Annotated in this window: 25 protein-coding genes, 1 pseudogene, 1 riboswitch and 1 other annotated feature (1 of these 28 only partly in view); of the genes and pseudogenes, 12 read left to right on the top strand and 14 right to left on the bottom strand. The window is 32.7% G+C overall.

The features are described from left to right. The first annotated feature begins 171 nt into the window (after positions 1–171). Positions 172–1,398, top strand: a complete 1,227-nt coding sequence (locus LQ688_RS08535; RefSeq protein ID WP_103268550.1) for a hypothetical protein — start codon at positions 172–174, stop codon at positions 1,396–1,398. Between the two features lie 69 nt (positions 1,399–1,467). Here the strand turns inward: LQ688_RS08535 and LQ688_RS08540 are convergent, their stop codons facing one another. Then, a complete protein-coding gene (locus tag LQ688_RS08540) occupies positions 1,468–2,058 on the bottom strand; it encodes a type 1 glutamine amidotransferase family protein (RefSeq protein WP_016999224.1) in 591 nt (196 codons plus the stop codon). Between the two features lie 279 nt (positions 2,059–2,337). Here LQ688_RS08540 and LQ688_RS08545 point away from each other — a divergent pair. Continuing rightward, a pseudogene (locus tag LQ688_RS08545) lies at positions 2,338–3,443 on the top strand (Gfo/Idh/MocA family protein). Between the two features lie 79 nt (positions 3,444–3,522). Here LQ688_RS08545 and guaA read toward each other — a convergent pair. The 4 genes from guaA to xpt are packed head-to-tail and all read right to left on the bottom strand — an operon-like array spanning position 3,523 to position 8,436. Continuing rightward, positions 3,523–5,067, bottom strand: a complete 1,545-nt coding sequence (guaA, locus tag LQ688_RS08550) for a glutamine-hydrolyzing GMP synthase (protein ID WP_103268551.1) — start codon at positions 5,065–5,067, stop codon at positions 3,523–3,525. 19 nt (positions 5,068–5,086) lie between these two features. Then, positions 5,087–6,556 (bottom strand): IMP dehydrogenase, encoded by a 1,470-nt coding sequence (gene guaB / locus LQ688_RS08555; protein WP_239703893.1) that lies wholly within the window; start codon positions 6,554–6,556, stop codon positions 5,087–5,089. 34 nt (positions 6,557–6,590) lie between these two features. Beyond that, positions 6,591–7,859, bottom strand: coding sequence for a nucleobase:cation symporter-2 family protein (locus tag LQ688_RS08560; protein ID WP_064204283.1), 1,269 nt, complete (start codon positions 7,857–7,859; stop codon positions 6,591–6,593). A gap of 1 nt (position 7,860) precedes the next feature. Then, positions 7,861–8,436: a xanthine phosphoribosyltransferase gene (gene xpt / locus LQ688_RS08565; RefSeq protein WP_239705241.1), complete on the bottom strand. Its 576-nt coding sequence runs from the start codon at positions 8,434–8,436 to the stop codon at positions 7,861–7,863. 107 nt (positions 8,437–8,543) lie between these two features. After that, a riboswitch (purine riboswitch) is annotated at positions 8,544–8,646 on the bottom strand. 256 nt (positions 8,647–8,902) lie between these two features. Here xpt and LQ688_RS08570 point away from each other — a divergent pair. Further along, positions 8,903–10,243: a YsnF/AvaK domain-containing protein gene (locus LQ688_RS08570; protein ID WP_239703892.1), complete on the top strand. Its 1,341-nt coding sequence runs from the start codon at positions 8,903–8,905 to the stop codon at positions 10,241–10,243. A 148-nt stretch (positions 10,244–10,391) separates the two neighbouring features. Then, positions 10,392–11,048, top strand: coding sequence for a GNAT family N-acetyltransferase (locus LQ688_RS08575; protein WP_239705244.1), 657 nt, complete (start codon positions 10,392–10,394; stop codon positions 11,046–11,048). Positions 11,049–11,221: 173 nt separating this feature from the next. Here the strand turns inward: LQ688_RS08575 and LQ688_RS08580 are convergent, their stop codons facing one another. Next, complete coding sequence (locus LQ688_RS08580; RefSeq protein WP_239703891.1) at positions 11,222–12,259, bottom strand: NAD(P)H-dependent flavin oxidoreductase; 1,038 nt, start codon at positions 12,257–12,259, stop codon at positions 11,222–11,224. 95 nt (positions 12,260–12,354) lie between these two features. Between LQ688_RS08580 and LQ688_RS08585 the strand changes: the two genes are divergently transcribed. Continuing rightward, complete coding sequence (locus tag LQ688_RS08585; RefSeq protein ID WP_070044836.1) at positions 12,355–13,014, top strand: nitroreductase family protein; 660 nt, start codon at positions 12,355–12,357, stop codon at positions 13,012–13,014. Between the two features lie 221 nt (positions 13,015–13,235). Continuing rightward, the gene (locus LQ688_RS08590) at positions 13,236–14,576 is read left to right on the top strand and encodes a sodium-dependent transporter (RefSeq protein ID WP_016999215.1); all 1,341 of its coding nucleotides are present in this window, start codon (positions 13,236–13,238) and stop codon (positions 14,574–14,576) included. Between the two features lie 127 nt (positions 14,577–14,703). Here LQ688_RS08590 and LQ688_RS08595 read toward each other — a convergent pair whose 3' ends face one another. Then, positions 14,704–16,221, bottom strand: a complete 1,518-nt coding sequence (locus LQ688_RS08595; RefSeq protein ID WP_218729230.1) for an SLC13 family permease — start codon at positions 16,219–16,221, stop codon at positions 14,704–14,706. A gap of 202 nt (positions 16,222–16,423) precedes the next feature. Between LQ688_RS08595 and LQ688_RS08600 the strand changes: the two genes are divergently transcribed. The 6 genes from LQ688_RS08600 (at position 16,424) to LQ688_RS08625 (ending at position 20,964) form a co-directional block, all read left to right on the top strand. Then, the gene (locus LQ688_RS08600; RefSeq protein WP_239705246.1) at positions 16,424–17,305 is read left to right on the top strand and encodes a hypothetical protein; all 882 of its coding nucleotides are present in this window, start codon (positions 16,424–16,426) and stop codon (positions 17,303–17,305) included. A gap of 180 nt (positions 17,306–17,485) precedes the next feature. Continuing rightward, on the top strand, positions 17,486–18,298 hold the full coding sequence (locus LQ688_RS08605; protein WP_239705247.1) for an alpha/beta hydrolase: 813 nt from the start codon (positions 17,486–17,488) through the stop codon (positions 18,296–18,298). Positions 18,299–18,482: 184 nt separating this feature from the next. Further along, the gene (locus LQ688_RS08610; RefSeq protein ID WP_218729227.1) at positions 18,483–18,833 is read left to right on the top strand and encodes a hypothetical protein; all 351 of its coding nucleotides are present in this window, start codon (positions 18,483–18,485) and stop codon (positions 18,831–18,833) included. 81 nt (positions 18,834–18,914) lie between these two features. Further along, entirely contained in the window at positions 18,915–19,817 is a 903-nt protein-coding gene (gene coaA, locus LQ688_RS08615; RefSeq protein ID WP_016999210.1) for a type I pantothenate kinase, read from the top strand. A 239-nt stretch (positions 19,818–20,056) separates the two neighbouring features. Continuing rightward, the gene (locus LQ688_RS08620) at positions 20,057–20,530 is read left to right on the top strand and encodes a pyrimidine dimer DNA glycosylase/endonuclease V (protein WP_218729226.1); all 474 of its coding nucleotides are present in this window, start codon (positions 20,057–20,059) and stop codon (positions 20,528–20,530) included. Positions 20,531–20,583: 53 nt separating this feature from the next. Next, positions 20,584–20,964 carry a DUF1722 domain-containing protein gene (locus tag LQ688_RS08625; protein WP_239705248.1) on the top strand — a complete coding sequence of 127 codons (381 nt, stop codon included), beginning with the start codon at positions 20,584–20,586 and terminating at the stop codon, positions 20,962–20,964. A gap of 76 nt (positions 20,965–21,040) precedes the next feature. On the opposite strand, the gene rpsR is transcribed toward LQ688_RS08625, so the two are convergent. The 7 genes from rpsR to LQ688_RS08660 all read right to left on the bottom strand — a co-directional run bounded on the left by rpsR (position 21,041) and on the right by LQ688_RS08660 (position 25,367). Then, the gene (rpsR, locus tag LQ688_RS08630) at positions 21,041–21,283 is read right to left on the bottom strand and encodes a 30S ribosomal protein S18 (protein WP_239705249.1); all 243 of its coding nucleotides are present in this window, start codon (positions 21,281–21,283) and stop codon (positions 21,041–21,043) included. A 54-nt stretch (positions 21,284–21,337) separates the two neighbouring features. Further along, on the bottom strand, positions 21,338–21,871 hold the full coding sequence (gene ssb / locus LQ688_RS08635) for a single-stranded DNA-binding protein (RefSeq protein WP_016999204.1): 534 nt from the start codon (positions 21,869–21,871) through the stop codon (positions 21,338–21,340). A gap of 30 nt (positions 21,872–21,901) precedes the next feature. Further along, complete coding sequence (rpsF, locus tag LQ688_RS08640; RefSeq protein WP_016999203.1) at positions 21,902–22,195, bottom strand: 30S ribosomal protein S6; 294 nt, start codon at positions 22,193–22,195, stop codon at positions 21,902–21,904. Between the two features lie 118 nt (positions 22,196–22,313). Then, positions 22,314–23,414, bottom strand: a complete 1,101-nt coding sequence (gene ychF, locus LQ688_RS08645; protein ID WP_016999202.1) for a redox-regulated ATPase YchF — start codon at positions 23,412–23,414, stop codon at positions 22,314–22,316. Between the two features lies 1 nt (position 23,415). Beyond that, the gene (locus tag LQ688_RS08650; protein ID WP_016999201.1) at positions 23,416–23,613 is read right to left on the bottom strand and encodes a DUF951 domain-containing protein; all 198 of its coding nucleotides are present in this window, start codon (positions 23,611–23,613) and stop codon (positions 23,416–23,418) included. 23 nt (positions 23,614–23,636) lie between these two features. Continuing rightward, the gene (locus LQ688_RS08655) at positions 23,637–24,521 is read right to left on the bottom strand and encodes a mechanosensitive ion channel family protein (RefSeq protein ID WP_016999200.1); all 885 of its coding nucleotides are present in this window, start codon (positions 24,519–24,521) and stop codon (positions 23,637–23,639) included. A 12-nt stretch (positions 24,522–24,533) separates the two neighbouring features. Beyond that, positions 24,534–25,367, bottom strand: a complete 834-nt coding sequence (locus LQ688_RS08660; RefSeq protein ID WP_218729209.1) for a ParB/RepB/Spo0J family partition protein — start codon at positions 25,365–25,367, stop codon at positions 24,534–24,536. Between the two features lie 181 nt (positions 25,368–25,548). Beyond that, positions 25,549–25,638: a binding site (T-box leader), on the top strand; it runs 225 nt beyond the window's last position.

Consider the following 25,638-nt stretch of genomic DNA (forward strand, 5'->3'; position numbering starts at 1 on the left):
TATGATATTAACTTTATATTACATATATTTGTTAAAAAATTCCATAACAAACAAAGCAATTCATAAAATAAGTTTTTCTAAATCTGATTTACTTTGAGCCCTTTAAAACGATATATATTATGTATATAATTATATACATAAATATATAATTGGATGGAGAGAGAAATTGATATGGAACAATTTAAACATTATTTACTTAAATTCAAATGGCTTATTATTGCAATTATAGCTATTATTATTGTGGCAACTATTATTACATTAGTCGTTAAAAATAAAGCGATAGATGTAAAAGGAGACGTAGATGTAGAATTTTCTGGGTATGATAAAAGTGGGAATGCTACACTAACTGAAGGCTCAGAAGAAAAGATTGAACGTAAACTTTTAGTTCAATCGCTAAAACAAAGCAAATTTAAAAATAAAGAAGTCATTGATATGATAAAGAATGGTGATGAAGATGATATAGACCCTATGAACTTCAATAACGAAGAACAAAAGAAACTTGAAAAAGCAGAGAAAATATACGATAGCGTTGAGCTCGATACATATAATGATAGTAATTTATCTAATGGTGATAAAACGACAGTAAAATTATCTGTAAAAAAGGGTATTTCAGATGATTACAAACTTAAAGTGAAAGAATTCAAAAAATCATTCAAAGCAAAAGGCCTTAAAAAACCTAAAACTGTAACAACTAAAGACATATTCTCTAATATTGAAACGAAATTTACTGGTTTAAACAACTCTGGAAAATTAAACTTAATTACTAAAGATGATAAAAGTGATGGTTATGATATTAGCTCATATAATTTTACCGTCCCTAACAACGGCAACTTGAAAAATGGTGATAAAATAAATTTAGAACTACCAAAAGAATTAATAAGTAATATACAAGACAGTGGTTCAAAAACATTTAAAGGATCAAAAACATATCAAGTTGAAGTTAAAGATTTACCAGATGTTGATGATATAGATAACATTAATGACATTATCGACAAAACAAAAACACAAATTAAAGAAGACAACAAAAGTACGAAATACAATAAGAAATCAACAGAAATATTAAGTAGCTATTACAAAATTGGATCTGAAGAAGATGAGTATAGCTTCGGTTATGAAGAAGATGATAACGAATCAGAAAAAGTAACACCAACATCTACGTTAGAACCGGACAAATATACAATACTTACTACAGCCAAAATAACAGACCATGACAAATATTCAGATGATACGACAAGATATAAAGGTTACGGCTATAAAAATTACACACTAGAAGGCAAACGCCTCATCAAAGATGAATCCACAACAGAAGTTATGAATAACTTCACAAATGAAAAACAAGAAGACCTTATAAACGAATTAAAGAGCGAAAATTTCGTGAAAGTTGAAACTAAGAAATAGAAAATAGACCCTAAAAATTCAGGAGTAAAGCTGAATTTTTAGGGTTTTTTATTTAGTTATAAAGATAATTTAAACAAAAGGATTTCCATATTTATCATTGTATTTATAAAAGCCATTTCTATACATATAAATCTTTTTTTCGATATTATTCGGGCTAGCAAATTCTATTAATTCTAATACTAATTCTGTAAATTCAATAGGAGCTGTACCATTTGCAGTAACTAATTTTCCATCTTTCACTGCTTGTTCTTCTATAAAATTATCCTTAGAATTATATTCATTATAATCTTCCCATAAATAAACGGTATTTCCAGTATGTCTTGAGTCATTTAAGAAACCATGTTTCGCTAAGTAATCAACAGCACCACATATAGCTCCCACAGGAATACCTTTATTAAATGTTTCTTGCACAAACTTTAATAGTTTATGATTGTCATTGTCCCAAGAATTAGCACCAATCATTATTAAAAGATCATAATTTTTAGGTTCGTCACCAATTATATAATCAATTAAAACAGTAAAACCTCCTAAAGAAACTACCTTCTCTTCAATTGAAATCGTATTAACAGACCAAGATTCACTTTGATTTAAAGTCGAAGACAAATAACTACCTTCCCAATCAGCAAAACCATCTAACAAAAGAAACAATGCTTTTTTCATAATTGAAAACTCCTTTTATTTTACTGTTTTAATCATACAAAATTTAAGGGATAAAATAAATTATTAGATGAATAATTAAATTTATAATTTCCTAGGAAATAGTGATTTATCTAAATTAGTCGATGTTTTTATTTTTCGTTGATGGAAATAATGTATTTGTAATTGTATGCTTTACATAGTAGGAGAAGTGATTCCGTGGTCTCGAAATTAACTGCACATGAAAATGTAGTTCTATACCTATCATATAGCATTGATGATTAAACAGAGAGGAGTTTCTTTATGATTAATTATGGGATTGTAGGAACAGGTTATTTTGGAGCTGATTTAGCACGCTCCATTAATAAAATTGAAGATGCTAAAGTAATTGCAGTATTTGATCCAAATCATGCAGAGGAAATAGTTGAAGAATTAGAAGCTGAAACGTGTTCAAGTCTCGATGATTTAGTAGCTCGCAATGACATCGATTGTGTTATTGTCGCATCTCCAAGTTATCTTCATCGTGAACCAGTTATTAAAGCTGCTGAAAATGGTAAACATGTTTTTTGCGAAAAACCAATAGCTTTAAATTTTGAAGATTGTAGAGCTATGGTAGATGCCTGTGAAAAAAATAATGTTATCTTCATGGCAGGACATATTATGAATTTCTTTAATGGCGTTCATTATGCAAAAGAACTAGTTCCACAAGGCAAAATTGGAAAAGTATTATATTGTCATGCTACTCGTACAGGTTGGGAAGAACAACAATCAAAAGTTTCTTGGAAAAAATACGTTCTCAATCAGGCGGCCATTTATATCATCATATTCACGAATTAGACTGTATCCAGTTTATTATGGGAGGTCTACCACAGAAAGCTACAATGGTTGGCGGAAATGTTTATCATAAAGGCGATAATTTCGGTGATGAAGATGATATGTTAATTATTAATTTAGAGTATGACGATAATCGATATGCTTTATTAGAATATGGAAATGCCTTTCGTTGGGGAGAACACTACGTCCTTATCGAAGGAACAAAAGGAGCTATCAAACTTGACCTTTATAATACTGGTGGCACACTAAGAATAAAAGGTGAAAAAGAATCACACTTTTTAGTACATGAAACGCAACAAGAAGACGATGAAAGAACTGACATTTACACAGGTCGTGGTATGGATGGTGCGATTGCTTATGGTAAACCAGGCGTCAGATGTCCATTATGGCTTCAAACATGTATTGATAAAGAAATGTCTTATCTTCACAACGTTCTTAAAGGAGGAGATGTAACAGAAGAATATGTTAACCTTCTTAACGGTGTTGCAGCCCTAGAATCAATAGCAACTGCAGATGCATGCACACTTTCATTAAAAGAAGACCGCAAAGTTTCACTTGATGAAATTACGAATTAAGATAAAACCCTCCTGTCAAATCAACATTTGACAGGAGGGTTTATTAAGGGAAAGGATCATCCCATATTCTATTGAATTTTTATTCCCACTCGATCGTACTTGGGGGCTTAGATGTTATGTCATAGACTACTCTGTTTACGTGGTCTACTTCATTAACGATACGGCTTGATATTTTTTGTAATACTTCCCAGTCTATTCTTGCGAAGTCACTCGTCATTCCATCTATTGAAGTTACAGCACGAATGCCTACTGTGTAGTCATATGTGCGGTAATCTCCCATAACGCCTACTGAACGAATGTCTGGTAATACTGTGAAGTATTGCCAAATTTCTCTTTCTAGACCTTCTTCACGTACGACTTCTCTTAGGATCGCATCTGATTCTCTAACGATTTCTAATTTGTCTTCTGTGATTTCTCCTAATACACGGATACCTAACCCTGGTCCTGGGAATGGTTGACGCCATACAAGGTGTTCTGGGATGCCTAATTCAATTCCTAATGCGCGCACTTCATCTTTGAATAGTGTATTGATTGGTTCGATTAATTGGAACTGCATGTCTTCTGGTAATCCACCAACGTTATGGTGTGATTTAATTGTTTGTGCAGTTTTCGTACCTGATTCAATAATGTCTGTGTAAAGTGTACCTTGTGCTAAGTAGTCTACACCTTCTAATTTAGAAGCTTCATCATCGAATACGTACACAAATTCGTTACCAATGATTTTACGTTTTTGTTCTGGATCTGAAACGCCATCTAATTTTTTCATGAAACGATCTCTAGCATCTACTCTGATGATGTTCATATTGAAGCCTTCACCAAAGTTCTCCATAACCATGTCGCCTTCTCCTTTTCTAAGAAGTCCATGGTCTACGAAAATACATGTAAGTTGATCACCGATTGCTTTATGTAGCAAGACAGCTACTACTGAAGAGTCTACTCCGCCACTCATTGCACATAGTACTTTACGGTCTCCAACTTGTTCTCTAATTTTTTCGGTTTCAATATCTACGAAGTTTTCCATTGTCCAGTTCCCTGTACATTCACAAACACGACGAATGAAGTTTCTTAATAAATCATTTCCGTATTCTGTATGTCTTACTTCTGGATGGAATTGAACACCATATAGCTTTCTTGATTTATCTTCTATAGCTGCATTTTGACAACTTGGGCTATCTGCAATGATTTCGAAGTTTTCAGGTATATCAATAACTTTATCACTGTGACTCATCCATACAGTTTGGCTATTAGGCAAGCTAAAGAATAAATCGTCATCTGATTTTACGTTTAATGTCGCTTTACCATATTCACGTTCACTTGCTCTTTCAACTGAACCGCCCAGTAATTTTGTCATTAATTGCATACCATAACAAATACCTAGAACTGGAATACCTAATTCAAAAATTTCAGGATTTACTGTGAAAGATCCTTCTTCATATACTGAATTCGGGCCTCCAGAAAGGATAATTCCTTTAGGATTCATTTTTTTAATTTCTTCCATTGAGATTTCATGGTCGTGTAATTCACTATATACGCCCATTTCTCTTATACGGCGTGTAATCAATTGATTATATTGACTACCAAAATCTAATACAAGAATTAATTCTTGCTCAAAAGCCATTTCCATAATAGTCCTGCTCCTTTAATTAAAATGAATAGTTTGGTGCTTCTTTAGTTATATGAACATCATGTGGATGTGATTCTTTAAGTCCTGCGCCAGTCATTCTAATAAACTGAGCTTCTTCTCTTAGTTCTTCTAAGTTAGCAGAACCAGTATAACCCATTCCGCTCTTAATACCTCCAGTTAGTTGATAAATTGTATCTTGTAAAGGTCCTTTGAAATCAATTCTACCTTCAATACCTTCTGGAACGAATTTTTTAGCTGTAGTATCTTCTTGGAAGTAACGGTCTTTAGAACCTTGTTCCATAGCACCAAGTGATCCCATACCACGATATACTTTATATTGACGACCTTGGAAGATTTCAGTTTGTCCTGGGCTTTCTTCAGTACCTGCAAGAAGACTACCTAGCATTACTGCGTTACCGCCTGCTGCTAATGCTTTAGCAATGTCTCCTGAGAACTTAATACCGCCATCTGCAATGATAGCTTTACCATGTTTACGTGCTTCAGTAGCACATTCATAAATAGCTGTAATTTGAGGAACACCTACACCAGCTACAACACGTGTCGTACAAATTGAACCTGGTCCAATTCCAACTTTAACAACGTCTGCTCCCGCTTCATACAATGCCTTAGTACCTTCTTGAGTTGCTACATTACCTGCTATAATCGTTACATCAGGATATGTTTCACTTATGTTTTTAACAACTTCTAATACACCTTTAGAGTGTCCGTGCGCTGTATCTATAACTAAAGCATCTGCTCCCGCTTCGACTAGTTTTTGTGCACGTATAGGTGTATCTTTAGCAATACCTAACGCTGCTGCTACTAATAAACGACCTGCACTATCTTTTGCAGCATATGGGAACTCAATCACTTTCTCGATATCTTTAATTGTAATTAAGCCTTTTAGACTACCTTCTTCAGAAATTAATGGAAGTTTTTCTATTTTATATTTTTGTAAGATTTCTCCTGCTTGTTCTAAGTTTGTATCTACTGGAGCTGTAATTAAATCTTCTTTTGTCATAACGTCTGAAATTTTAATTGAGAAATTCTCTATAAATCTTAAATCACGATTCGTAAGGATACCAACAAGTTTCATATCTTGTTCGTTATTTACAATAGGTACACCAGAAATACGATATTTACTCATTAATGCTTCAGCTGCATATACTTGCTCTTCAGGTGTTAAGTAAAATGGATTTGTAATAACACCATTTTCTGAGCGCTTAACTTTTTGAACTTCATCAGCTTGTTGTTCAATAGACATATTTTTATGAACAACACCTAAACCACCTTGTCTAGCCATAGCTATAGCCATTTTAGCTTCAGTTACTGTATCCATACCTGCTGAAATAATTGGAATGTTCAATTTAATGTTCTTAGATAATTTCACACTTAAATCAACATCACTAGGTAATATTTCTGACTTAGCTGGTACAAGTAATACATCATCAAACGTTAATCCTTCTTTTTGAAATTTATTTTCCCACATGAATATAACCTCCATTAATTTATTTTCATTTTCATTATTTCATATTTTCACTGGTTTGTTGATTGTTTAACCCATTAAAACATAAATTTAATATAATAGCTGCAAATGTCCCTAAAACAATACCATTTTGAGTTAACCATGCATATTGTTCACCGAATGTTTCTAATGCCTGTGGTACTGCAGTAATACCTGCGCCTATCCCAACTGATACTGCAATCACAAGTAAATTGTTCTGTTTGTTGAAATCTATGCCACCTAGCATTTTCACGCCGTATGCCATAACCATTCCAAACATTGCGATCATTGCACCACCTAACACTGGGAAAGGAATCATACTTGCTAACGCACCTAACTTTGGAATAGAACCACATATAATGAGTAGTGCAACCATCATATACATGATTTGATTCTTCTTAGCTCCAGATAGAGAAACTAAGCCAACGTTTTGAGAGTAGGCTGTATATGGAAACGCGTTAAATATAGCACCTATTACAATAGCTATACCTTCTGCACGATAACCTTTAGATAAATCTTTTCTAGAAATAGGTTGTTTTGTAATTTCACTAAGTGCATGATACACACCTGTGGATTCAATCAAACTGACGATTGCGATAATGACAAAGACTATTGTTGTTCCAAACTCAAATTCGAAACCACTAAATCTAAATGGACGTGGTAGTTCTAACCAATTTGACTTATGTAACTCTGAAGTATCTACCAATCCGTAAAATGATGCAACTGCTGTTCCGATTAATAAACCTAATAAAATAGCAATTGATTTAATAAATCCTTTAGACAATCGTTGAATCAGTAAAATGATAACGAGTGTGAATACACCTAAAAATATATTTTTACTATCTCCATAGTTTTTTTCGCCTTCCCCGCCAGCTAAGTAATTCATTGCAACAGGCATAAGTGTTATTCCTATAATCGTTACAACACTACCCGTAACAACTGGTGGGAATAATTTTACTAAATATGAAAAGAATGGAGACATTATAATAACAATAATACCTGATAAGAATATTGAACCATATAACACACTAATTCCGTGTGTGTTTCCGACAAGTATCATGGGTGCAACAGCGGTAAATGTACAACCTAAGACGACCGGCAGTCCAATACCAATTCCTTTATATACTTGTAGAAATGTTGCTACACCACACATAAATATGTCTATTGCTACTAAATACGCTACTTCTTCGGGCGTGAAATCTAATGCTGAACCTACAATAATAGGCACCATAATTGCGCCAGCGTACATTGCTAATAAATGTTGGACACTTAGTATGAAATTTCTCATCTTATTCGTCCACCAATTTGACTTTGTTACCTGCTAAAGATGCAACTTGGCACAATGATAAGACGTCTAATCCTTCTGATTGTAATTTTTCTCTTCCCGGTTGAAAACTCTTTTCTATTACAATTCCAACTCCAGTAGTAGTTGCATTTGCAGATTGAACTAATCGGTGTAAGCCTAATGATGCTTCACCATTCGCTAGAAAGTCATCAATAATCAATACATGATCATCTTCATCTAAAAATTGTTTCGAAATAACAACTGTACTTGTTGTATTCTTTGTGAACGAATGAATATCTGTGTGATAAAATTCATTTGTCATTGTAGAAGGTTTTGCTTTTTTGGCAAATAAACAAGGCACATCTAAATGTAGAGAAGCCATAATAGCTGGCGCAATACCTGAAGCTTCAATCGTTAACACTTTTGTTATTTTTTTCTCTTTAAAATGATCGACAATTGCTTGTCCTACTTCGTATATAAGTTTTGCATCAATTTGGTGATTTAAAAATGAATCAACTTTAAGTATCTTTTCATCAATAACTACACCATCTTCTTTAACCCTATTCTGTAGTGTCCTCACACTACTCGCCTCCTCATTTAGATTAAAAAAAACACACCTTAATCCTAAAATATAGGTAAGATGAGTAAAAAATAATATAAAACCACACAAAATTGATAGTCTGGTTCCAGAGTTATTCGTTTACTCATAGTCGCATCGTTTAAGGCAATGCGGTAGAAACTTCTAAAGCCATATTCTTCAGATTATATGAGTTTTTAGTAATAAATTATTCATTGATAATAACAAAATATCAGTATTTTTACAATAGGAAAAACCTTATTATCACGGGATTTAAACACATTTTAAATAGACAGAATAATTAAAATAATGAGAATTTTTACCCTGTTTTGTTTGATTATCTCATAGAAGGGTATTTGTGAATTATATTGTATTTATGAAAACAATATTAAATTAATCTATAAACATCATAAGAGTATTCACTGATTGATGGTTTTTGCACATTACAAAATTTATGGAGGTTTTAAGTATGGGTAAAATCGAAAAGTTTAATACAGAAAGTGAATTACTACAACGAATAGACCAATTGAAAGCAGATGGATTAGGAGAACGTGACTTACAAGTTATAACTGAAAATCGATTAGAAGATAACTCACTAGAATATACAGACGTAAAAGTAAAGAATTCTCGAGGATCATTTAGTGATAAACTCACTGCATTATTCTCAGGTGAAAGCGCAGAAGAAAGAGTACTTACAGGTATCAATGTCCCTGACGAAAATGTAGATGAGTATAAAAATGCTCTAAATGATGGAAAAATATTATTGTATATCGACAATGATAATACTGAAGAAACTGAGAACTTTGATTCTAGCCATCCGAAAGATTCACAATTAGGCAACGAACATTACGATGACACTAAACCTTTCTCAAAAGAAGATAGTAATAGCGGTGTTTCAGCTGGAACAGGTGCCGGTATCGGAGCTAGAGCTGCTTCTGCAAATTCATCAAAAGATGTAAACAATGAATCAGACGATTTACAAGATGATAAAGATACCAATCGCTATGGTAACAGCATAGATGAAGAAAATGAAGCACATGATGATGTTGATGATCATTCTACAGCTTCTACTCTTGCGGGCACTACTGGTTTAGGTGCAGCAGGTTATGCAGCAAACCAATCAGAGCAAAATGAAAATGAAACATTATCTAGTGATAACGAAAGAGATTTAGAAGAACTTAAAAATCGTAATAATAATGATTCAAAACCACCATATGGTGAAGCTGATAATGTAAAAGATCAAAGAGATTTAACACGTGAAGATGAATCAGAGTTCACTAGAGTTCACGATGATAGTGTTGAAACTGAGCGTTCATCTTTAAATGATGAAAGAGAAAATTTAAATGCTCAAGACGCTAATGACGATTTAACACGACAGTCTGACTTAACTTCTAATGAAAACAGAAACGCTGCTGATAGTACAAATACTACGGCAGATGATGAAGAAGCTGTTAGACTACATGAAGAGCGAGTGAACGTCGACAAAGAAAACGTTGAAACTGGTGAAGCTTCAGTTGATAAACATGTAGTTGAGGAAACTGAAGAGTTCGATGTACCTGTAGAAAAAGAAGAAGTTACTATCGAGCGTCGACCAGTAAATGAAAAAGTAGATAGCGACTTTGAATCAAACGAGGATGATTCTATTCACGTACCATTACATGAAGAACGTGTGAATGTTGATAAAGAAAACGTAGTGTCTGAAGAAATTGTAATCAAGAAAAACAAAGTACAAGACACAGAACACGTTTCAGAAAATGTAAGACGAGAAGAAGCAGATATTAATAATCCTACTGATGATGATAAACAATAAAACATCATTAATATTAAAAGGGTCCGGGGCATAAATAATTGTCCCGGGCTCTACTTTACGTATATAAAATATAAGAATACACTGTATAAGCATTTTTAGTGTGATATGTTATAATATGACTAAATCTTGAGTCGAGGGGTTTATTAACATGAATTTTGAAGTTGTCACATCAATAGATGATCCATTGTTTAAAAAAGCATTAGATATGTATGAGGGAATTTTCAAAGTAGAAATCAGAGAAGATCGTCATGTGTTCATACATTCATTAACATCTGAATATATCAAAAATCATTATATATTTTTAGTTGGTCTTAAAGATGATATGGTTGTTAGCCTATCAACTGGTCATTATGAATCAACTACTAACTCTGCATTCATTAATTATTTAATGACCCACCCAGAACACCGAAATCGACGTGTAGGTGCACAAACTTTAGAAAAAATCGAAGAAGAATTACACAAGTGTGGTCAAGAAGTACATGGTAGAGATGCTAACATGATTATGCTTGAGTCATTCGGTGAAGAATCATATGATTCTGAAGAAGGAAAAGAACAAGCTATTATGCGCAAAAACTTTTTCAATAGACATGGTTATGAAATTTTGCAAAACATATCATATATTCAACCAAATCCTCAAAAATCTTCACCACCTTCACCAATCAATTTATTTGTTAAACAATACTTACCGCTTCAAAAAGACGTTATTATGCCAAGTATACGTTCATGTTATATTAATAAATATATACACGGTAACGAAAATGACAGGGAATTTGTATATGAACTATTAGATTCAATGGGGTTATAAAATTACAGGCTGCGACATAAATAAATGTCTCAGCCTGTTTTATCATATTGGCAGTAGCTGACTGGTATGAAAACACGATTATATCAAGCTTTTTTCATATCTAGTCATCCTTGCCGGGGTGGGGATACAAAATCTTTTTAACAAAATGAGATGCCTTTCCCGCTCCCTGATTTTTATTTTTCTGTATATCTCTTTATAAGGTCTTGAGCTTTTTCTCTCTTAGCTCCCTCGGGATTTTTACCACACCACAAATTCATATAATCATGATTGTCTTCTTTTTTAGACTTCCCTCTCATAGGCTGTGTTAATATATTTTGAATTGGATAAGGACAAATCGCTCTTTCAAATGTTTCAGCATAGACAATATAAGCATTTCTTATTCCATTAGCATAGCGACCACTAAAAGTATTTGTTAAAACAATATCTTTAGTAGTAGCTCGCAATATACTCTCTTTATGGATGTTAGGCACTCCGCTTTCTTCTGTTGTTAAAAATGCTGTACCTAACTGTACAGCCGTAGCGCCTTTTTGAAGGAAAAATTGTGAACGTTCAGGGTTTGTTATTCCACCTGCTACTATTAGAGGTAAATCTATAGATTCCTTTGCAAGATTAAATAATTGCTCTGTTGTAAGCAGGTCATCTGGTAATGACTGTTTAAAGGAGCCTCTATGCCCGCCTGCTTCCTTTCCTTGTAAAACAATTCCATCTACACCAACCTTCACTAAATCTAGTGCTTCCTCCAACTCAGTGGCTGTTCCTAATACTAATATGTTATGCCTGTGCAACTTGCTGACAAGCGCTTCTGTTGGTTTGCCAAATGTAAAACTCGCAACTTTTACTTCTTTATCAATAATGACATCTATCATTTCGTCGAATTGATTTGTAATCTTTACTTCTTTAATTGGTTCATATTGAAGTTCTTCTTCTATTGGTTTCAATATTGCATTCATTCGATCAACTTTGTCTTGATTAATTTCAGGAAATTCTGGGATAAATAAATTCACGCCAAACGGTTTATCAGTCATTTTTCGTACCTTATCAATATCGTCTGATAATGATTCTGGATTCATATAACCTGCCCCTATTTGACCTAATCCACCTGCGTTACAAACTTCAGAAACCAGCTTAGGTGTCGTTACACCACCAGCCATTCCTGCTAGAAATATTGGTTCTGACACGCCTAATTCATTCAATAAGATAGTTCTATTCATATCATTACCCCTTTCAAAATAACCATAAGCTGATTGCTTTATTTTTGTCATTATTTAGTTCATTATAATGTCATCTTACTAAAAGGAGTATCAAAATGTCACAATCAAAACTTACATTGACAGAAATTATAAAGAAAAGAAAATCAGTTAAGGAATTCGACCCTAACTTTAAAATACCTAGAGAAGAAATTGAAGAAATGATTGAGCTTGCTACAGAAGCACCTTCATCAATCAATTTACAACCTTGGAGATTTGTTATTATAGATTCAGAAGAAACTAAACAAAAATTAGATAGCCTTGTACAATTCAACCAAAGACAACTTCACTCTTCAAGTGCTATTATTCTCATATTAGCTGACTTAAAACATGCTGATTACGTTAGTGAAATTTATGAGAAAAACGTAGAACTTGGATACATGGATGAAAACTCTAAAGATTATTTCATTGAAACAATTTCTAATTTAATAAGCGGTGCAGATGAAAGCTACTTCAAAGAACAAGGTTTAATGGATGTAAACCTAGCTTCTATGCAACTTATGCTTATCGCTACTGATCATGGTTATGATACTAACCCTATTGGTGGTTTCGACAAAACGGCTTTACTTGAAGCTTTAAATATCGATACTTCACGATATGTACCTGCTCATTTACTTGCTATCGGTAAAGGCGCTAAAGCTCCGCATGAGTCAAGTAGATTACCTGTAGAAAGTATCATAGCATGGAACGACGAAAGTGATGGTACAGTTGGGAAATAATTGTTAAATTATTTAAATATGGACTAGTCTTCTTAAATAAAAACATCATTAATGAGATATTAATTCAAATCAAACCCTAAAAGTTAGATAAAATTCTAATTTTTAGGGTATTTTTTATATTGCTTTATTACTTAATAGAGTGTAGAATTTATTGCGCTAAGACTTTTTTACATGAACGCTTTAACGCTTTAAAGCATTTTATATATAAAGGAAGGTTTATTATGAAAAATTTATCACAATGGTCTTCTAATATTGGATTTATATTAGCAAGTGCGGGATCAGCTATTGGATTAGGTGCTGTATGGAAATTCCCATACATGGCTGGAACTTATGGCGGAGGTGCATTTTTATTCATCTTCATCATATTTACACTACTAGTTGGTTTACCACTACTATTAAGTGAGTTTATATTAGGACGATATGGAAAGACTTACTCAACAAATATATTCAAGAAAGTTTCTGGTAAGTCTTCTTTCAATTTAATCGGTTGGCTTGGTAATTTAACCGTGTTTGTATTATTTTCTTTCTATAGTGTTATCGGCGGTTGGATTATTTTATATATTATTAGGACGTTATTGGATAGCGTTGGTTTAACGCATTCCAACGAATACGGAAATATCTTTAATGATTATATTTCAAATCCACTCTTCGCATTAGCAAGTCAATTTGCGTTTATATTTATCACCGTTATTATTGTTAGTAAAGGCGTAGAAAAAGGCATAGAAAAAGCATCAAAAATCATGATGCCACTATTGTTTTTATCATTTTTAATCATTATCATTCGATCTGTAACTTTAGACGGCGCTTTAGAGGGTATCCAATATTTCCTTACTCCTAAAATAGCTGATTTAAGCTCTGAAGGTGTGTTATATGCTCTTGGTCAATCCTTCTTTGCCTTATCACTAGGTACATGCGGAATGATGACATACGCTTCATACTTAGACAGAAAAACGAATATCGTTAAAAGTGCTAATGCAATTGTATGGATGAACATCGGTGTATCAATAGCAGCAGGACTAGCAATATTCCCAGCTATTTTTGCTTTTGGTCTAGAACCCAACCAAGGTCCTGGATTATTGTTCATCATATTACCACAAGTTTTTGATCAAATGTTTTTAGGTTCATTATTCTATTTATTATTCTTATTATTGTTCTTGTTCGCAGCAATTACATCATCAATATCATTGCTCGAATTAAATATATCAAACATCACAAAAAACAATAATGATTATAGAAAGAAATGGGCTTATATTATTGGCGGGCTTGTGTTTATTTTTGGGATACCTTCCGCTTTATCAAATGGATTGTTGCAAAACTTAACATTTGGTGTCGGTACATTCTTTGATAACATGGATTATTTAGTAGCTAACATTTTAATGCCTATCGGAGCTTTCGGTGTCACAATATTTGTTGGTCACATTTTTGATAAAACTACTATTATGAAAGAGTTGAATATGCAAGATAGTAAAAAAGGACGACTCTTCGTTAACACTTGGTATTTCTTAGTTAGATTTGTTTTACCAATTATTATTATCGCAGTATTCATCGGACAATTATTATAGGATGAACATATTAAAATCAATAGATAGTCATTTTTAGGAACTAAAATGTGTAATTGTCACGATTTTATAAAAAATAAGCATCTCACTTTCAAACTGAAATAATCAGTTAAGTGAGATGCTTTTTATTTTAAAGTATTCCTATCCATTTCCAATAAGTCATACTCATTATAACTATTAATATATAACCGATGACGGTAATTGGTACACCTGTTTTAATAAAATCTTTTACTGTGAATGTCTCTGTACCATATGCGAGCATATTTTGTGGTGAACTCACTGGTAATAAGAAACCAAAACTAATAACAAATTGCTGGATTAATACGAAACCAATCGACTGATCTCCTAAATCTAGCGTTTGTGTTAAAGCGATAAATACAGGAATCAGTGCTGAAGAAAGACTCGTTGCACTCGCAAACCCTAGATGTATAAGAATATTAAATAGTGATATTAAAGCAATGATTGCAATTAAAGGCATATGATTTAATCCCATCAAACCGAATGTTTTATCACTTAACCATTGTGCTGCTGTTGTTTCTAATAAAACAGTTCCTAAAGATATTCCTATACCAAATACAATAACAGTTCCCCAAGGGATTTTCTTTTCGACATCTTCCCAAGTAAATACTCCTATTTTAGGTGTAAGCATTATTGCTAAAGCGATGATTGTAATGGAAGATGAGTCTATAGGATGCAGTAATTTTTCTGTAGACCAGAATAATAGTAATAAAACGGAAATAGTGATGAGTCGCCATTCTCTTGCTGAAATAGGACCTAGTTCTTTTAATTGTTTTTTAACTAATTCTGTCCCGCCTTCGATTTCCTTTTCTTCAGGTTTAATAATTGTAATCATCACAAAGTATAAGACAACTGACATTATAATAGACCATGGTGCTGCATATAAGAACCATTCGCCCCATGATATATCTTGCCCCATAGATTTATTAATAAATCCGATTGCGACTATATTCTGTGCTGCTGCAGTCTTTATACCAATATTCCATATTGATACTGAGTGGACTGCCGTTATAATCAGTAAAGCAGCTAGCTTACTGTTTTTAGACGTATTGAACGCTGCAATCATACCTAATAGTATAGGTACGACTGCGCCTGCTCGTGCAGTAGCTGAAGGAACAAAGAATGCCAATATTATTGAAACAACTATAGCTCCAATAACAATTCTATTAGTCTTATTTCCTACAACTGACAGAACTTGCAATGCTAAACGTTTATGCAAGTTTGTCACTTGCATGGCTGTTGCGAGAAAAAGCGCTGCAGCAACAAGCGCAACTGCTGATCCTGAAAATCCGCTTAAGGCCATTTTTAAAGCATTACTCGTTCCTAATAAAGCATCTCCTTCAACAGCTTTACCATCCACCGCGGGATTACCTAATGAATCAGCTAAATCTTGAACTGGACTAAAACCAGTTAATAATACAATAAGACCAACAATCATTACAGCTGATACTGGATATGTAACAGCTTCTGTAACCCACATAATGACGGCAAAAGCTAATATTGCCAGTGCGCACTTAGCCATAATAGGTAAATCGTTAGGTGTTGGTAATAATAATATTGTGATTAGTAAAATAAAACTAATGATAATCCAAATTGGTTTAAAAGCTTTTTTCTCTGCATTTTTTGACATCGACAACAGCTCCAATTTATTGTTTATTATTCTATTTTCCTAAATAGTAGCATATTTCTTATTGGGATATAACGAATTATTTAACTAATACTTGAACTTTATCACAAATACATGTAATGTATTAAGGGAAGCGTGACGGTTGTCTGTAGGCAGACAACCCGACCTATAGAAAACACTGTTATATAAAGGATGAGGCATAGAAATGTTAACAAAAGAATTCTCAGCTAAGGTTGGTCTTAGCGAAAAGCAAGTTAGAAAAATTGTACAGCACTTAGAAGATAGAGGTTATCAGCTTTCTAAGACGGAATATCGTGGAAGAGAAGCTACAGATTTCCAAGAAGAAGATATTGAATTATTCCAAGAAATTGCTGAAAAGGTGAAAGAAACTAACAGTTATGATCAAGCTTTTGAAACTTTAGAAAAAGAAAAAGATTTCTTACAAGTTCTTGTGAAAGATGAACCTACTCAACAAACGCCTGAACTTCAACAATTAATTGATGAATTAAGAACTGAAGTACAACATATGCGTAGAGAAAGACAAATGTTAGGCGAAATGCTACAACAAGTACATATTACACAACAAAAATTAGAACAAACTTTAGCTTTACAAGCGCCACAAGAAACTCAAAATAGTGAGCCAACTGAGAATACTAACGTAGCGGAGAAAGAAACTATTCAAACTGAAACTTCTCCTAAAGAAGAAGTTGAAGCGACTACAACTCAATCTGTTAAAACTGAAGATATAGATGAGACACCTTCTAAAGTAACTGTAGCTGCTGCAGAAGCATCAAAAGAAAACAACGAACAAGATGACGATAATAAGCAAGCTTCAGCAGAAACTAAATCTGATCAATCTGAAGAAGTTAAAGCAGAAACTGCAGAAACTACAGAAACTGCTAAAGAGTCTTCAGAAAAAGAAGAAGTTAAAGAAGAAGCTAAAGATGATAAAGAAGAGTCTACTACTTCTGAAACTTCAAACGATGAAACAGTTGTACCACTTACAGCAGAAAGTAATCAATCAGAAGAATCTCCAAAAGAAGAACCAAAGAAAAAAGGTTTCTTCCAAAGGTTATTCAATATATAATATTTTAAAAACCTAGAAGACATATATCTTCTGGGTTTTTTGTTCCAAAATTTACCAAATTATTTTGACTTATGTTAAGTTTTTGTAAATTTATGGGCTTTTATTGTAAATCAAATTTCCACTTTGATATATTAAAAGCTAATCATACACAGATAAATACGATTAGGGGTGCTCCATTAAGTGGAAACATTATATTTTGAAAACATAAAGTACAATGACTTGATAATAAACAATAATCAAACTGTTAAAGTTCTTAAAGACAATATCGACTTCTATATTCATTTGAATTTAAAAGAAAACAACGAACAATTAATTATTTTCTCTAACGGTGCTATCGATCCTAATAAAAGTAAGCCACCAATTTTTATGAGACATTCATGGCACGAAGACTTTAATGCAAGTTGTATTTTTATTGATGATAGAACTGTTCATAATAATAACTTGAGAATCGGTTGGGGTGTTGGCAGCGAAGATAGACATTATTTAATGGATTATAGTGATATTGCCCAAATGATTGCAAATACGCTAAGTATCCAACCTGAAAACACCTATTATTATGGTTCATCAGCAGGAGGTTTTATGTCCATGTATCTTGCCACGTTACATAAAGATACTAAAGCCATTGTTAACAATCCTCAATGTTATGTTGATAAATATGATCAAACCAATGTAAATAAGCTTTATACATCTATATTTCCTGACTATTCAACAGAAGAAATCAAGAAGAAATATGCTATTAGGTTATCTATTACTAGTTTGTTTAGACAAAAAAACTATGTTCCAGAAATCTATTATGTACAAAATAGGTTATGCTCATCAGATATGAAAAATCAGTTTAATCCTTTTTGTAATATGTTGGACAGATATGATATAGATAGTACTAATATAAAATTTATCCTCTACAACAATTTAAAATCAGGTCACGCTCCCCTTCAACGAGCCGGAACAATAGCGCTTGTAAATCGAATAATTGAAGGAAATCAAATGACGTAAGACTAGAGATGAAAAAGCTTAATATAAGCGCATTTGTATTCTAATTAGCTACTGCCAATATAAAGAATCAGGCTGGGACATTTATTTATGTCCTAGCCTGTTTTTATGTCTTTTTAACTTGATTTTTATTCTATGTCGTTTTTCCTAAATATAATTACTATAAAGGAAAGCGAGGATATCTATGATGGCTTACTCAACTTCCGAAATCTCTGAAGCCTTAAATACAATAAACGCTACTATTACAAATTGTGAAAAGATGCTCGGTAAATTTGATGAAAATACATCTCAACACTCGCTTTTAATTAACAGAATACAAGCTTTGAAAACTTCTAAAGGTGTCATAACATCAACTGAGTATTACGATAAAATCAAGCTAGAAGAAGCTTTACCGCCGATAGAATCTATTATCAACAAATCATCTAAAGCACAAATCAAACACAATAAAGAAAGCTCGACATACAAACAATTACAAAAGCATATACACGCAATGAAGATTGCTCAATTTTTTATATATGCAGATTTAAAAAATAAATAGGTTAATTTTTGTAAATTTTATGTTAACCTATACGAGTACTGTAAAAAAAATCGATAAATTCTTAAAGTAGAGGAAAAAATTATGAAATTCACAAAAGAAGAATGGCGTAACACAGATTTCAAATTAAACATGGATGTCAGTCATTTAAACTTAGATGAAATCATCAGCTTAAATGATAATTTAACTACTACAGAAATAGACGAAGTATATTTGCCGTTAATTAACTTTTTGACAAACAAAGTTAAATTTCACAAAGACTACTCACAGAACATCAATACAAAATTACTCAACAAAAATAATACACCACCATTTATAATTGGTGTCTCAGGTGGCGTATCAGTAGGTAAAAGTACCGTTTCAAGACTACTCTTACACCTACTCCAAGAATATAATCCTGATTGGAAAGTCGACCTTATCACAACAGATGGGTATATTATGCCCAAACAAGAACTGATTGATAAAGACTTACTTTCTAAAAAAGGATTCCCTGAAAGTTATGATACAAAAATACTTATTGATCACTTAAAACAAATAAAAGAAAATGAACCAAATATACCAACATACACATATTCACATATCACATATGACAGACTTAAAGAACAATATCATTACGTTGATTGTCCCGATATCCTTATAATCGAAGGGGTAAACATTTTCCAAGTGAACCCACACGAAGAAGAACTTGTAAGCGACTATATCGACTATAAAATCTATTTAGACTCAACAATAGATAACATGAAAAAATGGTATCTCAATCGCTTCTTATTACTACAAGAAGAAGCCTTCCAAAAACCAGATTCTCATTTCTACAGATACCGTGATTTACCTAAAGAAGAAGCAATCAAAATTGCTACAGAAATTTGGGAAGATATAAACGAAGTGAACTTAATAAAAAATATTTTACCAACTAAAAACAGATCAGATCTCGTATTGTATAAGAGTGAAAATCATGTAATTGAAAACTTGAGATTTAATAAATTTTAGATATCAAACCCCTCTAGTATCCAAACTAGAGGGGTTTGATATCTATTTAAATACCTATTTACCAACTTTCACAAGAGGTCCTTCCGTCTTATATATTTTTGTGTAATAGCTATGGAAATTACTATTAAGTTTCTTTCCCATTATTATAGGGTATCGAATAGTTATAATTTTGTGGTATTAGTTTAAAAATACCACGAAATAAAAGTCTCAAAATGGTATTTATAGATTAGGTGATTAATATGCAAATATTTAGAGTAAGTCCGAATCATGGAGTCAGTGCAAAATACCTAGACAATAGACGCTTATCTAAACAGATACTGGAGCTATATCAAATTATTAGAGTATGCCTAGCTCATATGGAACTAATTGAAGGAAACACAAAGTATATACACCATCCAATTGTTCAACATGTTTATAATGATGGTAATCCTTATATTATAGATACTTTCCAATTGTTAAAAGAGATGAATAAAGAACATATTCGTAGAGGTGGAAAAAGATCAGAGTCATTTAAACAAGATTTATCAAATTTAGCACTAATCATTGATAAAAATCGTAGTCATTTTTCTGATGAAAACTTACCTCCTATTTACGTCTACGGTAATGATAAAATATACGGAGACACAGCTTACGAAGAATATATTAAATTATTATATTATAAATGGCAAAATGACAAGATACCGGCAAGATGCAACTGTTTGATTAATGTTTAGGAGGATTATTATGAATGATTTAATTACAGGTAAAAGAGGTGTGGTTAATCATTATGAAAAATAATAAAAACAGTGAATTATTATGGGCTAAGCATAAATATGAAGTCATGTGGCACAGTCAAAAATACTATTTAAGTATTCGAGAAATGTTGAAATCACCTGTCACTTTAGACGAAATAAAAAGTGAAATAAATAATGCTAAACAGATTACGCCAACTAAAGGTTCTATAATAAATACGTATGACCATATGTGGGGATACTTCAAGAAAATCTCAGATAAAGAAGAAAAAACAACGTATTTATTATTAAAAGATCAATTTCTTAACGGCAATATAGAACCAAAAGAATTACTTCATTTTATAAAATTTTTAAGCGAAAAATACCAAACCAATTATATTCTAAATTCGACTATTATTAGTGAATTAGAAATATAGTGTTATACTTTTCATAAATCCGAACACAAAAAAACCCTCTAGCCTGATTGCTAGAGGGTTTTGTATACATTAAATATTATTGTTCTTCTTTAACGTATGGTAATAAAGCCATGTGACGTGAACGTTTAATAGCTATTGTAAGCTTACGTTGGTATTTCGCTGAAGTACCTGTTACACGACGTGGTAAGATTTTACCTCTTTCTGAGATAAATTTCTTAAGTAAATCTGTATCTTTGTAGTCGATATGTGTAATACCATTTGCTGTGAAATAGCAAACTTTTTTACGACGACGACCACCTCTTCTTGGTCCACCTGCCATGATTGTGTTCCTCCCTTCTCGTTAAGTTTATATATAAACGTTTAAATCAACTGTTTAGAACGGCAAATCATCATCACTGATATCAATTGGTCCATTAGCATTTGCAAATGGGTTACTTGATTGTTGATTATTATTTGACTGTTGTTGATTTGAAGGTGCTTTTTGGCCTTGTTGGTTACCGCCAAAGTCTTGTCCATAGTTTTGGAATTCGTTATTATTTTTCTGGTTGTATGATTGGTTATCATTACCTGATTGACGTTGGTTTGCGCCTTTAGGTTCAAGGAATTGAACGCTATCACAAACAACTTCAGTTACATAAACACGACGACCTTCTTGGTTCTCGTAGCTACGAGATTGTAAACGACCTTCAACACCTGCAAGACTACCTTTAGATAAGTAATTGTTTACATTCTCTGCGGGACGTCTAAAAACGACACAGTTGATAAAGTCAGCTTCTCTTTCACCTTGCTGATTCGTAAAAGTACGATTAATAGCTAAAGTAAAAGTAGCAACTTGAACGCCTGAGGGTGTTACTCTGTATTCCGGATCTTTAGTTAACCGACCGACTAATACAACACGATTAATCATTTAATCTCCCCCATATCTTAAAAATTAAAATTATTTTTCATCTTCGCGTACGACAATGTGACGAATGATATCGCCAGTGATTTTTGATAAACGATCAAATTCATTGATTGCTTCATCATTTTCAGCCTTAATTCTAACGATATTGTAGAAACCTTCTGCGAAGTCTTGGATTTCATAAGCTAAACGACGTTTACCCCAATCCTTTTCTTCGATGATTTCTGAACCGTTTGAAGATAAAACGCCTTTGAAACGCTCAACTAAAGCTTTTCTAGCTTCGTCTTCGATATTTGGACGTACTACGTACATTACTTCATATGTTCTCATCAATTTACACCTCCTTGTGGTCTATGCGGCTTAATATCTTTTGTATTAAGCAAGGAATAATTTTCATTACTCACAATCAAGAATTATAGCACACAGCATTACTTTTTACAATCATTTTTTACACGTTAAATCTGAAGTGAACGACGTCTCCGTCTTTCATTAAATAGTCTTTACCTTCAAGTCTAACTTTGCCCGCTTCTTTAGCTCCAACCATGCCATTATTACTTAATAAGTCATCATAACTTACTGTTTCTGCCCTAATAAATCCTCTTTCGAAGTCTGTATGAATAATTCCAGCACATTGTGGGGCTGTCATACCTTCTATAAATGTCCATGCTCTTACTTCTTGTTCACCTGCTGTAAAGTATGTTGCTAATCCTAATAGGTTATATGAAGCTCGTATTAATTTATCTAGACCTGCTTCTTCTACACCTAAATCTTCTAAGAACATTTCACGGTCTTCATCATCTAATGTTGCAAGTTCTTCTTCTATTTTCGCTGAAATAACAATAACTTCTGACCCTTCATTATCTGCGTATTCTTTGATTTGTTTCACATATTCATTGTCTTCAGGATTTGCTACTTCATCTTCAGCTACGTTTGCTACATATAACATAGGTTTTGCTGTTAATAAGCTTAAGTGTTTTAAAATAGTTTTTTCTTCGGCTGTAAACTCTATGCTTCTTACTGGTTCATTATTTTCTAATGTTTCTTTAATTTTTGCTAATATTTTTTCTTCGGCAACAGCTTCTTTATCTTTTTGTTTCGCCATTTTCGCGACTCTTTCATAGCGTTTTTCTACTGACTCTAAGTCAGCTAACACTAATTCCATATTAATAACTTCTATGTCATCGATTGGGTCTACTTTACCTGAAACGTGCGTAACATTTTCATCTTCAAATGCACGTACAACTTGACATACAGCATCTACTTCACGGATGTGTGATAAGAATTTATTCCCTAATCCTTCACCTTTAGAAGCACCTTTAACGATACCTGCTATATCTGTAAATTCAAAAGCAGTTGGTACTGTTTTCTTTGGTTTAACTAATTTAGTTAATTCTTGTAAACGATGATCCGGCACCTCTACGATACCAACGTTTGGATCAATTGTAGCGAAAGGATAGTTTGCCGCTAATGCTCCCGCCTTTGTTATTGCGTTAAATAATGTAGATTTCCCAACGTTTGGTAAACCTACGATACCAGCTGTTAATGCCATTTTATTCACCTTGTCCTTTTTCTAATATTTTTTTGATTTTTTTATCAAATTCTTGCCTTGGTAACATTATACTACGTGAACAACCTTCACATTTAATTCTAACGTCTGCTCCCAATCTTATGATTTTAAATCTATTGACGCCACATGCATGTTGTTTTTTCATTTCTACAATATCATTTAAGTCATATGATTTTATCATGAAACAGCCTCCATTTTAGATATTTATTGAATATTATTTGGATTATATGAAACCATAGTTGGTATTGGTGATTGTATGCCTTCTTTATCGAAGAATGATTTTATTTCTCTTCTTAAAATACGTGCACCTGTACCATGTGCGTTTGGTTCTGTTTCTCCTGCAATTTTTATAGTAGCTTCACCTGCTGTTACAGTTTCTACTCCTAATATTTCAGGTTCATTAACAAAAATTGCATATTTTTCTTTTATAGTTGGTAAAAACACTTCTAATTTTTGTTCTACTTTATCTAGATCTTCTTTAATAGAAACAGGTATTTCTACAATAGCCATACCATTGTGAATTGAGAAGTTTACTATTTCGTTCATAGTTCCATTTGGTAAGATTGTTAAATCTCCTTCAAAGGATAAGATTCTTGTTGATCGCATACCAATAGATTGTACAGTACCTTCTGCTACTGTTGTCCCAGTCGTATTAATTTTTACATAATCTCCGACGTCAAATTGATTTTCAAATATAATAAAGAATCCTGTTATGACATCTTTTACTAATGCTTGTGCACCAAAACCGATTGCTAAACCGACTACTCCAGCTCCGGCAATGATACTTTCTACTCTAATCCCTAAATTACTTAAGATAGTTGTAGCAACAATAAACCAAACTACGTATGAAACTACATTCTGTAATAAGTTTACCATTGTTTTTGCACGTTTGTTAGACTTCCCTACCCGCTTCGTTCCATATTTAGTAGTGAAGAATTTTTCTATTAATTTATGCAATATTTTAATGATTATAAACGCGAGTATAATATAAAATAAGCCAATAAATATCTGTTCTATCCATTTCTGCCAATTGTCAGGGTTCATAAATGGATCAATTAATTTATGGATGATGTTGTTTATTTTTTTCAATTTTGCACCTCTTTACTGTTCTAACAATAATTCTATTATTCTTTTATACTCAGATTCTGAATTGAATTCAAGTGATATCTTGCCAGACTTTTTCGTTTTATGAATATCAATATTAGTTCCAAATTTTTCTTTTAATTGATACTCATGTTTCATAATAAATTGCGGCTTATTTTGATGAGCTTTACTTTTTGGTTTTCCTTTTTCATTTAAGAGCTTCACATGCTCTTCCAACGCCCTAACACTCATATGTTCTTTGATGACTTTTTTGGCCACTTCAACAATGTTATGTTCTTTTTCTAAACCTAGTAGCGTTCTTCCATGTGCACTAGATAACTGATCTTCATTAATCATATTTTTAACACTTGGTGGCAGATTAAGTAGCCTTAAGACATTTGCGATGTATGATCGTGACTTACCTAATCTATCAGCAACTTGCTGTTGTCTCAAGTTTAATTCTTTCATCATCGTCGCATAACTTTTCGCTTCTTCTAAAGGTTTTAAATTTTCTCGTTGCAGATTTTCGATAATGGCTAATTCTAGCATTTCTTCATCTGTTAAGTCTTTAATAATTGCTGGGACAGTCTGCTTACCGGCTAATTGACTAGCCCGAAAACGCCTTTCACCTACAACAATATCGTACCCTTTAATCGTTTCTCTGACGACGATAGGTTGTAACACACCATGCTGTGAAATGGATTGGGTTAAATCTTGTAATGCTACTTCATCAAAAAACTGTCGTGGTTGATAAGGATTTCTTCTTAATTTATCTAATGGAATTTCAATAATTTGATCACTACTATGGTTATAAGAAATTTTTTGAGTTAATTCATAATTTCTTTCTTTCATTTCATCACCGCGTCTATCCTTTAATTTGTTTCACGTAAAACATGCACACTAAATTATAACAATTTTAAACACCTTATGCACAAAAGAAAAATTAACGGATAAATTAAAATATTCAGAAAAGTTGTTGACAAAAAAATAAGCGCATAGTAAAGTGTAATATATCAACAACGAAATAATAATTAAAAGCACGATAAAAAGGAAAGTAAATCTTAGCACTGCAATTAACAGAGAGTTCCTATTTGCTGAAAGGGAATATTGAAAGAAAGATTGA

Source organism: Mammaliicoccus sp. J-M40 (assembly GCF_022386395.1).
GTDB lineage: Bacteria > Bacillota > Bacilli > Staphylococcales > Staphylococcaceae > Mammaliicoccus > Mammaliicoccus lentus.

What these genes read in the sequence shown, in the direction of transcription:
- LQ688_RS08535 (WP_103268550.1), top strand. Translation starts at nt 172, where the DNA reads ATGGAACAATTTAAACATTATTTACTTAAATTCAAATGGCTTATTATT.
- LQ688_RS08540 (WP_016999224.1), bottom strand. Translation starts at nt 2,058, where the DNA reads ATGAAAAAAGCATTGTTTCTTTTGTTAGATGGTTTTGCTGATTGGGAA.
- guaA (WP_103268551.1), bottom strand. Translation starts at nt 5,067, where the DNA reads ATGGAAATGGCTTTTGAGCAAGAATTAATTCTTGTATTAGATTTTGGT.
- guaB (WP_239703893.1), bottom strand. Translation starts at nt 6,556, where the DNA reads ATGTGGGAAAATAAATTTCAAAAAGAAGGATTAACGTTTGATGATGTA.
- LQ688_RS08560 (WP_064204283.1), bottom strand. Translation starts at nt 7,859, where the DNA reads ATGAGAAATTTCATACTAAGTGTCCAACATTTATTAGCAATGTACGCT.
- LQ688_RS08570 (WP_239703892.1), top strand. Translation starts at nt 8,903, where the DNA reads ATGGGTAAAATCGAAAAGTTTAATACAGAAAGTGAATTACTACAACGA.
- LQ688_RS08575 (WP_239705244.1), top strand. Translation starts at nt 10,392, where the DNA reads ATGAATTTTGAAGTTGTCACATCAATAGATGATCCATTGTTTAAAAAA.
- LQ688_RS08580 (WP_239703891.1), bottom strand. Translation starts at nt 12,259, where the DNA reads ATGAATAGAACTATCTTATTGAATGAATTAGGCGTGTCAGAACCAATA.
- LQ688_RS08585 (WP_070044836.1), top strand. Translation starts at nt 12,355, where the DNA reads ATGTCACAATCAAAACTTACATTGACAGAAATTATAAAGAAAAGAAAA.
- LQ688_RS08590 (WP_016999215.1), top strand. Translation starts at nt 13,236, where the DNA reads ATGAAAAATTTATCACAATGGTCTTCTAATATTGGATTTATATTAGCA.
- LQ688_RS08595 (WP_218729230.1), bottom strand. Translation starts at nt 16,221, where the DNA reads ATGTCAAAAAATGCAGAGAAAAAAGCTTTTAAACCAATTTGGATTATC.
- LQ688_RS08600 (WP_239705246.1), top strand. Translation starts at nt 16,424, where the DNA reads ATGTTAACAAAAGAATTCTCAGCTAAGGTTGGTCTTAGCGAAAAGCAA.
- LQ688_RS08610 (WP_218729227.1), top strand. Translation starts at nt 18,483, where the DNA reads ATGGCTTACTCAACTTCCGAAATCTCTGAAGCCTTAAATACAATAAAC.
- coaA (WP_016999210.1), top strand. Translation starts at nt 18,915, where the DNA reads ATGAAATTCACAAAAGAAGAATGGCGTAACACAGATTTCAAATTAAAC.
- LQ688_RS08620 (WP_218729226.1), top strand. Translation starts at nt 20,057, where the DNA reads ATGCAAATATTTAGAGTAAGTCCGAATCATGGAGTCAGTGCAAAATAC.
- LQ688_RS08625 (WP_239705248.1), top strand. Translation starts at nt 20,584, where the DNA reads ATGAAAAATAATAAAAACAGTGAATTATTATGGGCTAAGCATAAATAT.
- rpsR (WP_239705249.1), bottom strand. Translation starts at nt 21,283, where the DNA reads ATGGCAGGTGGACCAAGAAGAGGTGGTCGTCGTCGTAAAAAAGTTTGC.
- ssb (WP_016999204.1), bottom strand. Translation starts at nt 21,871, where the DNA reads ATGATTAATCGTGTTGTATTAGTCGGTCGGTTAACTAAAGATCCGGAA.
- rpsF (WP_016999203.1), bottom strand. Translation starts at nt 22,195, where the DNA reads ATGAGAACATATGAAGTAATGTACGTAGTACGTCCAAATATCGAAGAC.
- ychF (WP_016999202.1), bottom strand. Translation starts at nt 23,414, where the DNA reads ATGGCATTAACAGCTGGTATCGTAGGTTTACCAAACGTTGGGAAATCT.
- LQ688_RS08650 (WP_016999201.1), bottom strand. Translation starts at nt 23,613, where the DNA reads ATGATAAAATCATATGACTTAAATGATATTGTAGAAATGAAAAAACAA.
- LQ688_RS08660 (WP_218729209.1), bottom strand. Translation starts at nt 25,367, where the DNA reads ATGAAAGAAAGAAATTATGAATTAACTCAAAAAATTTCTTATAACCAT.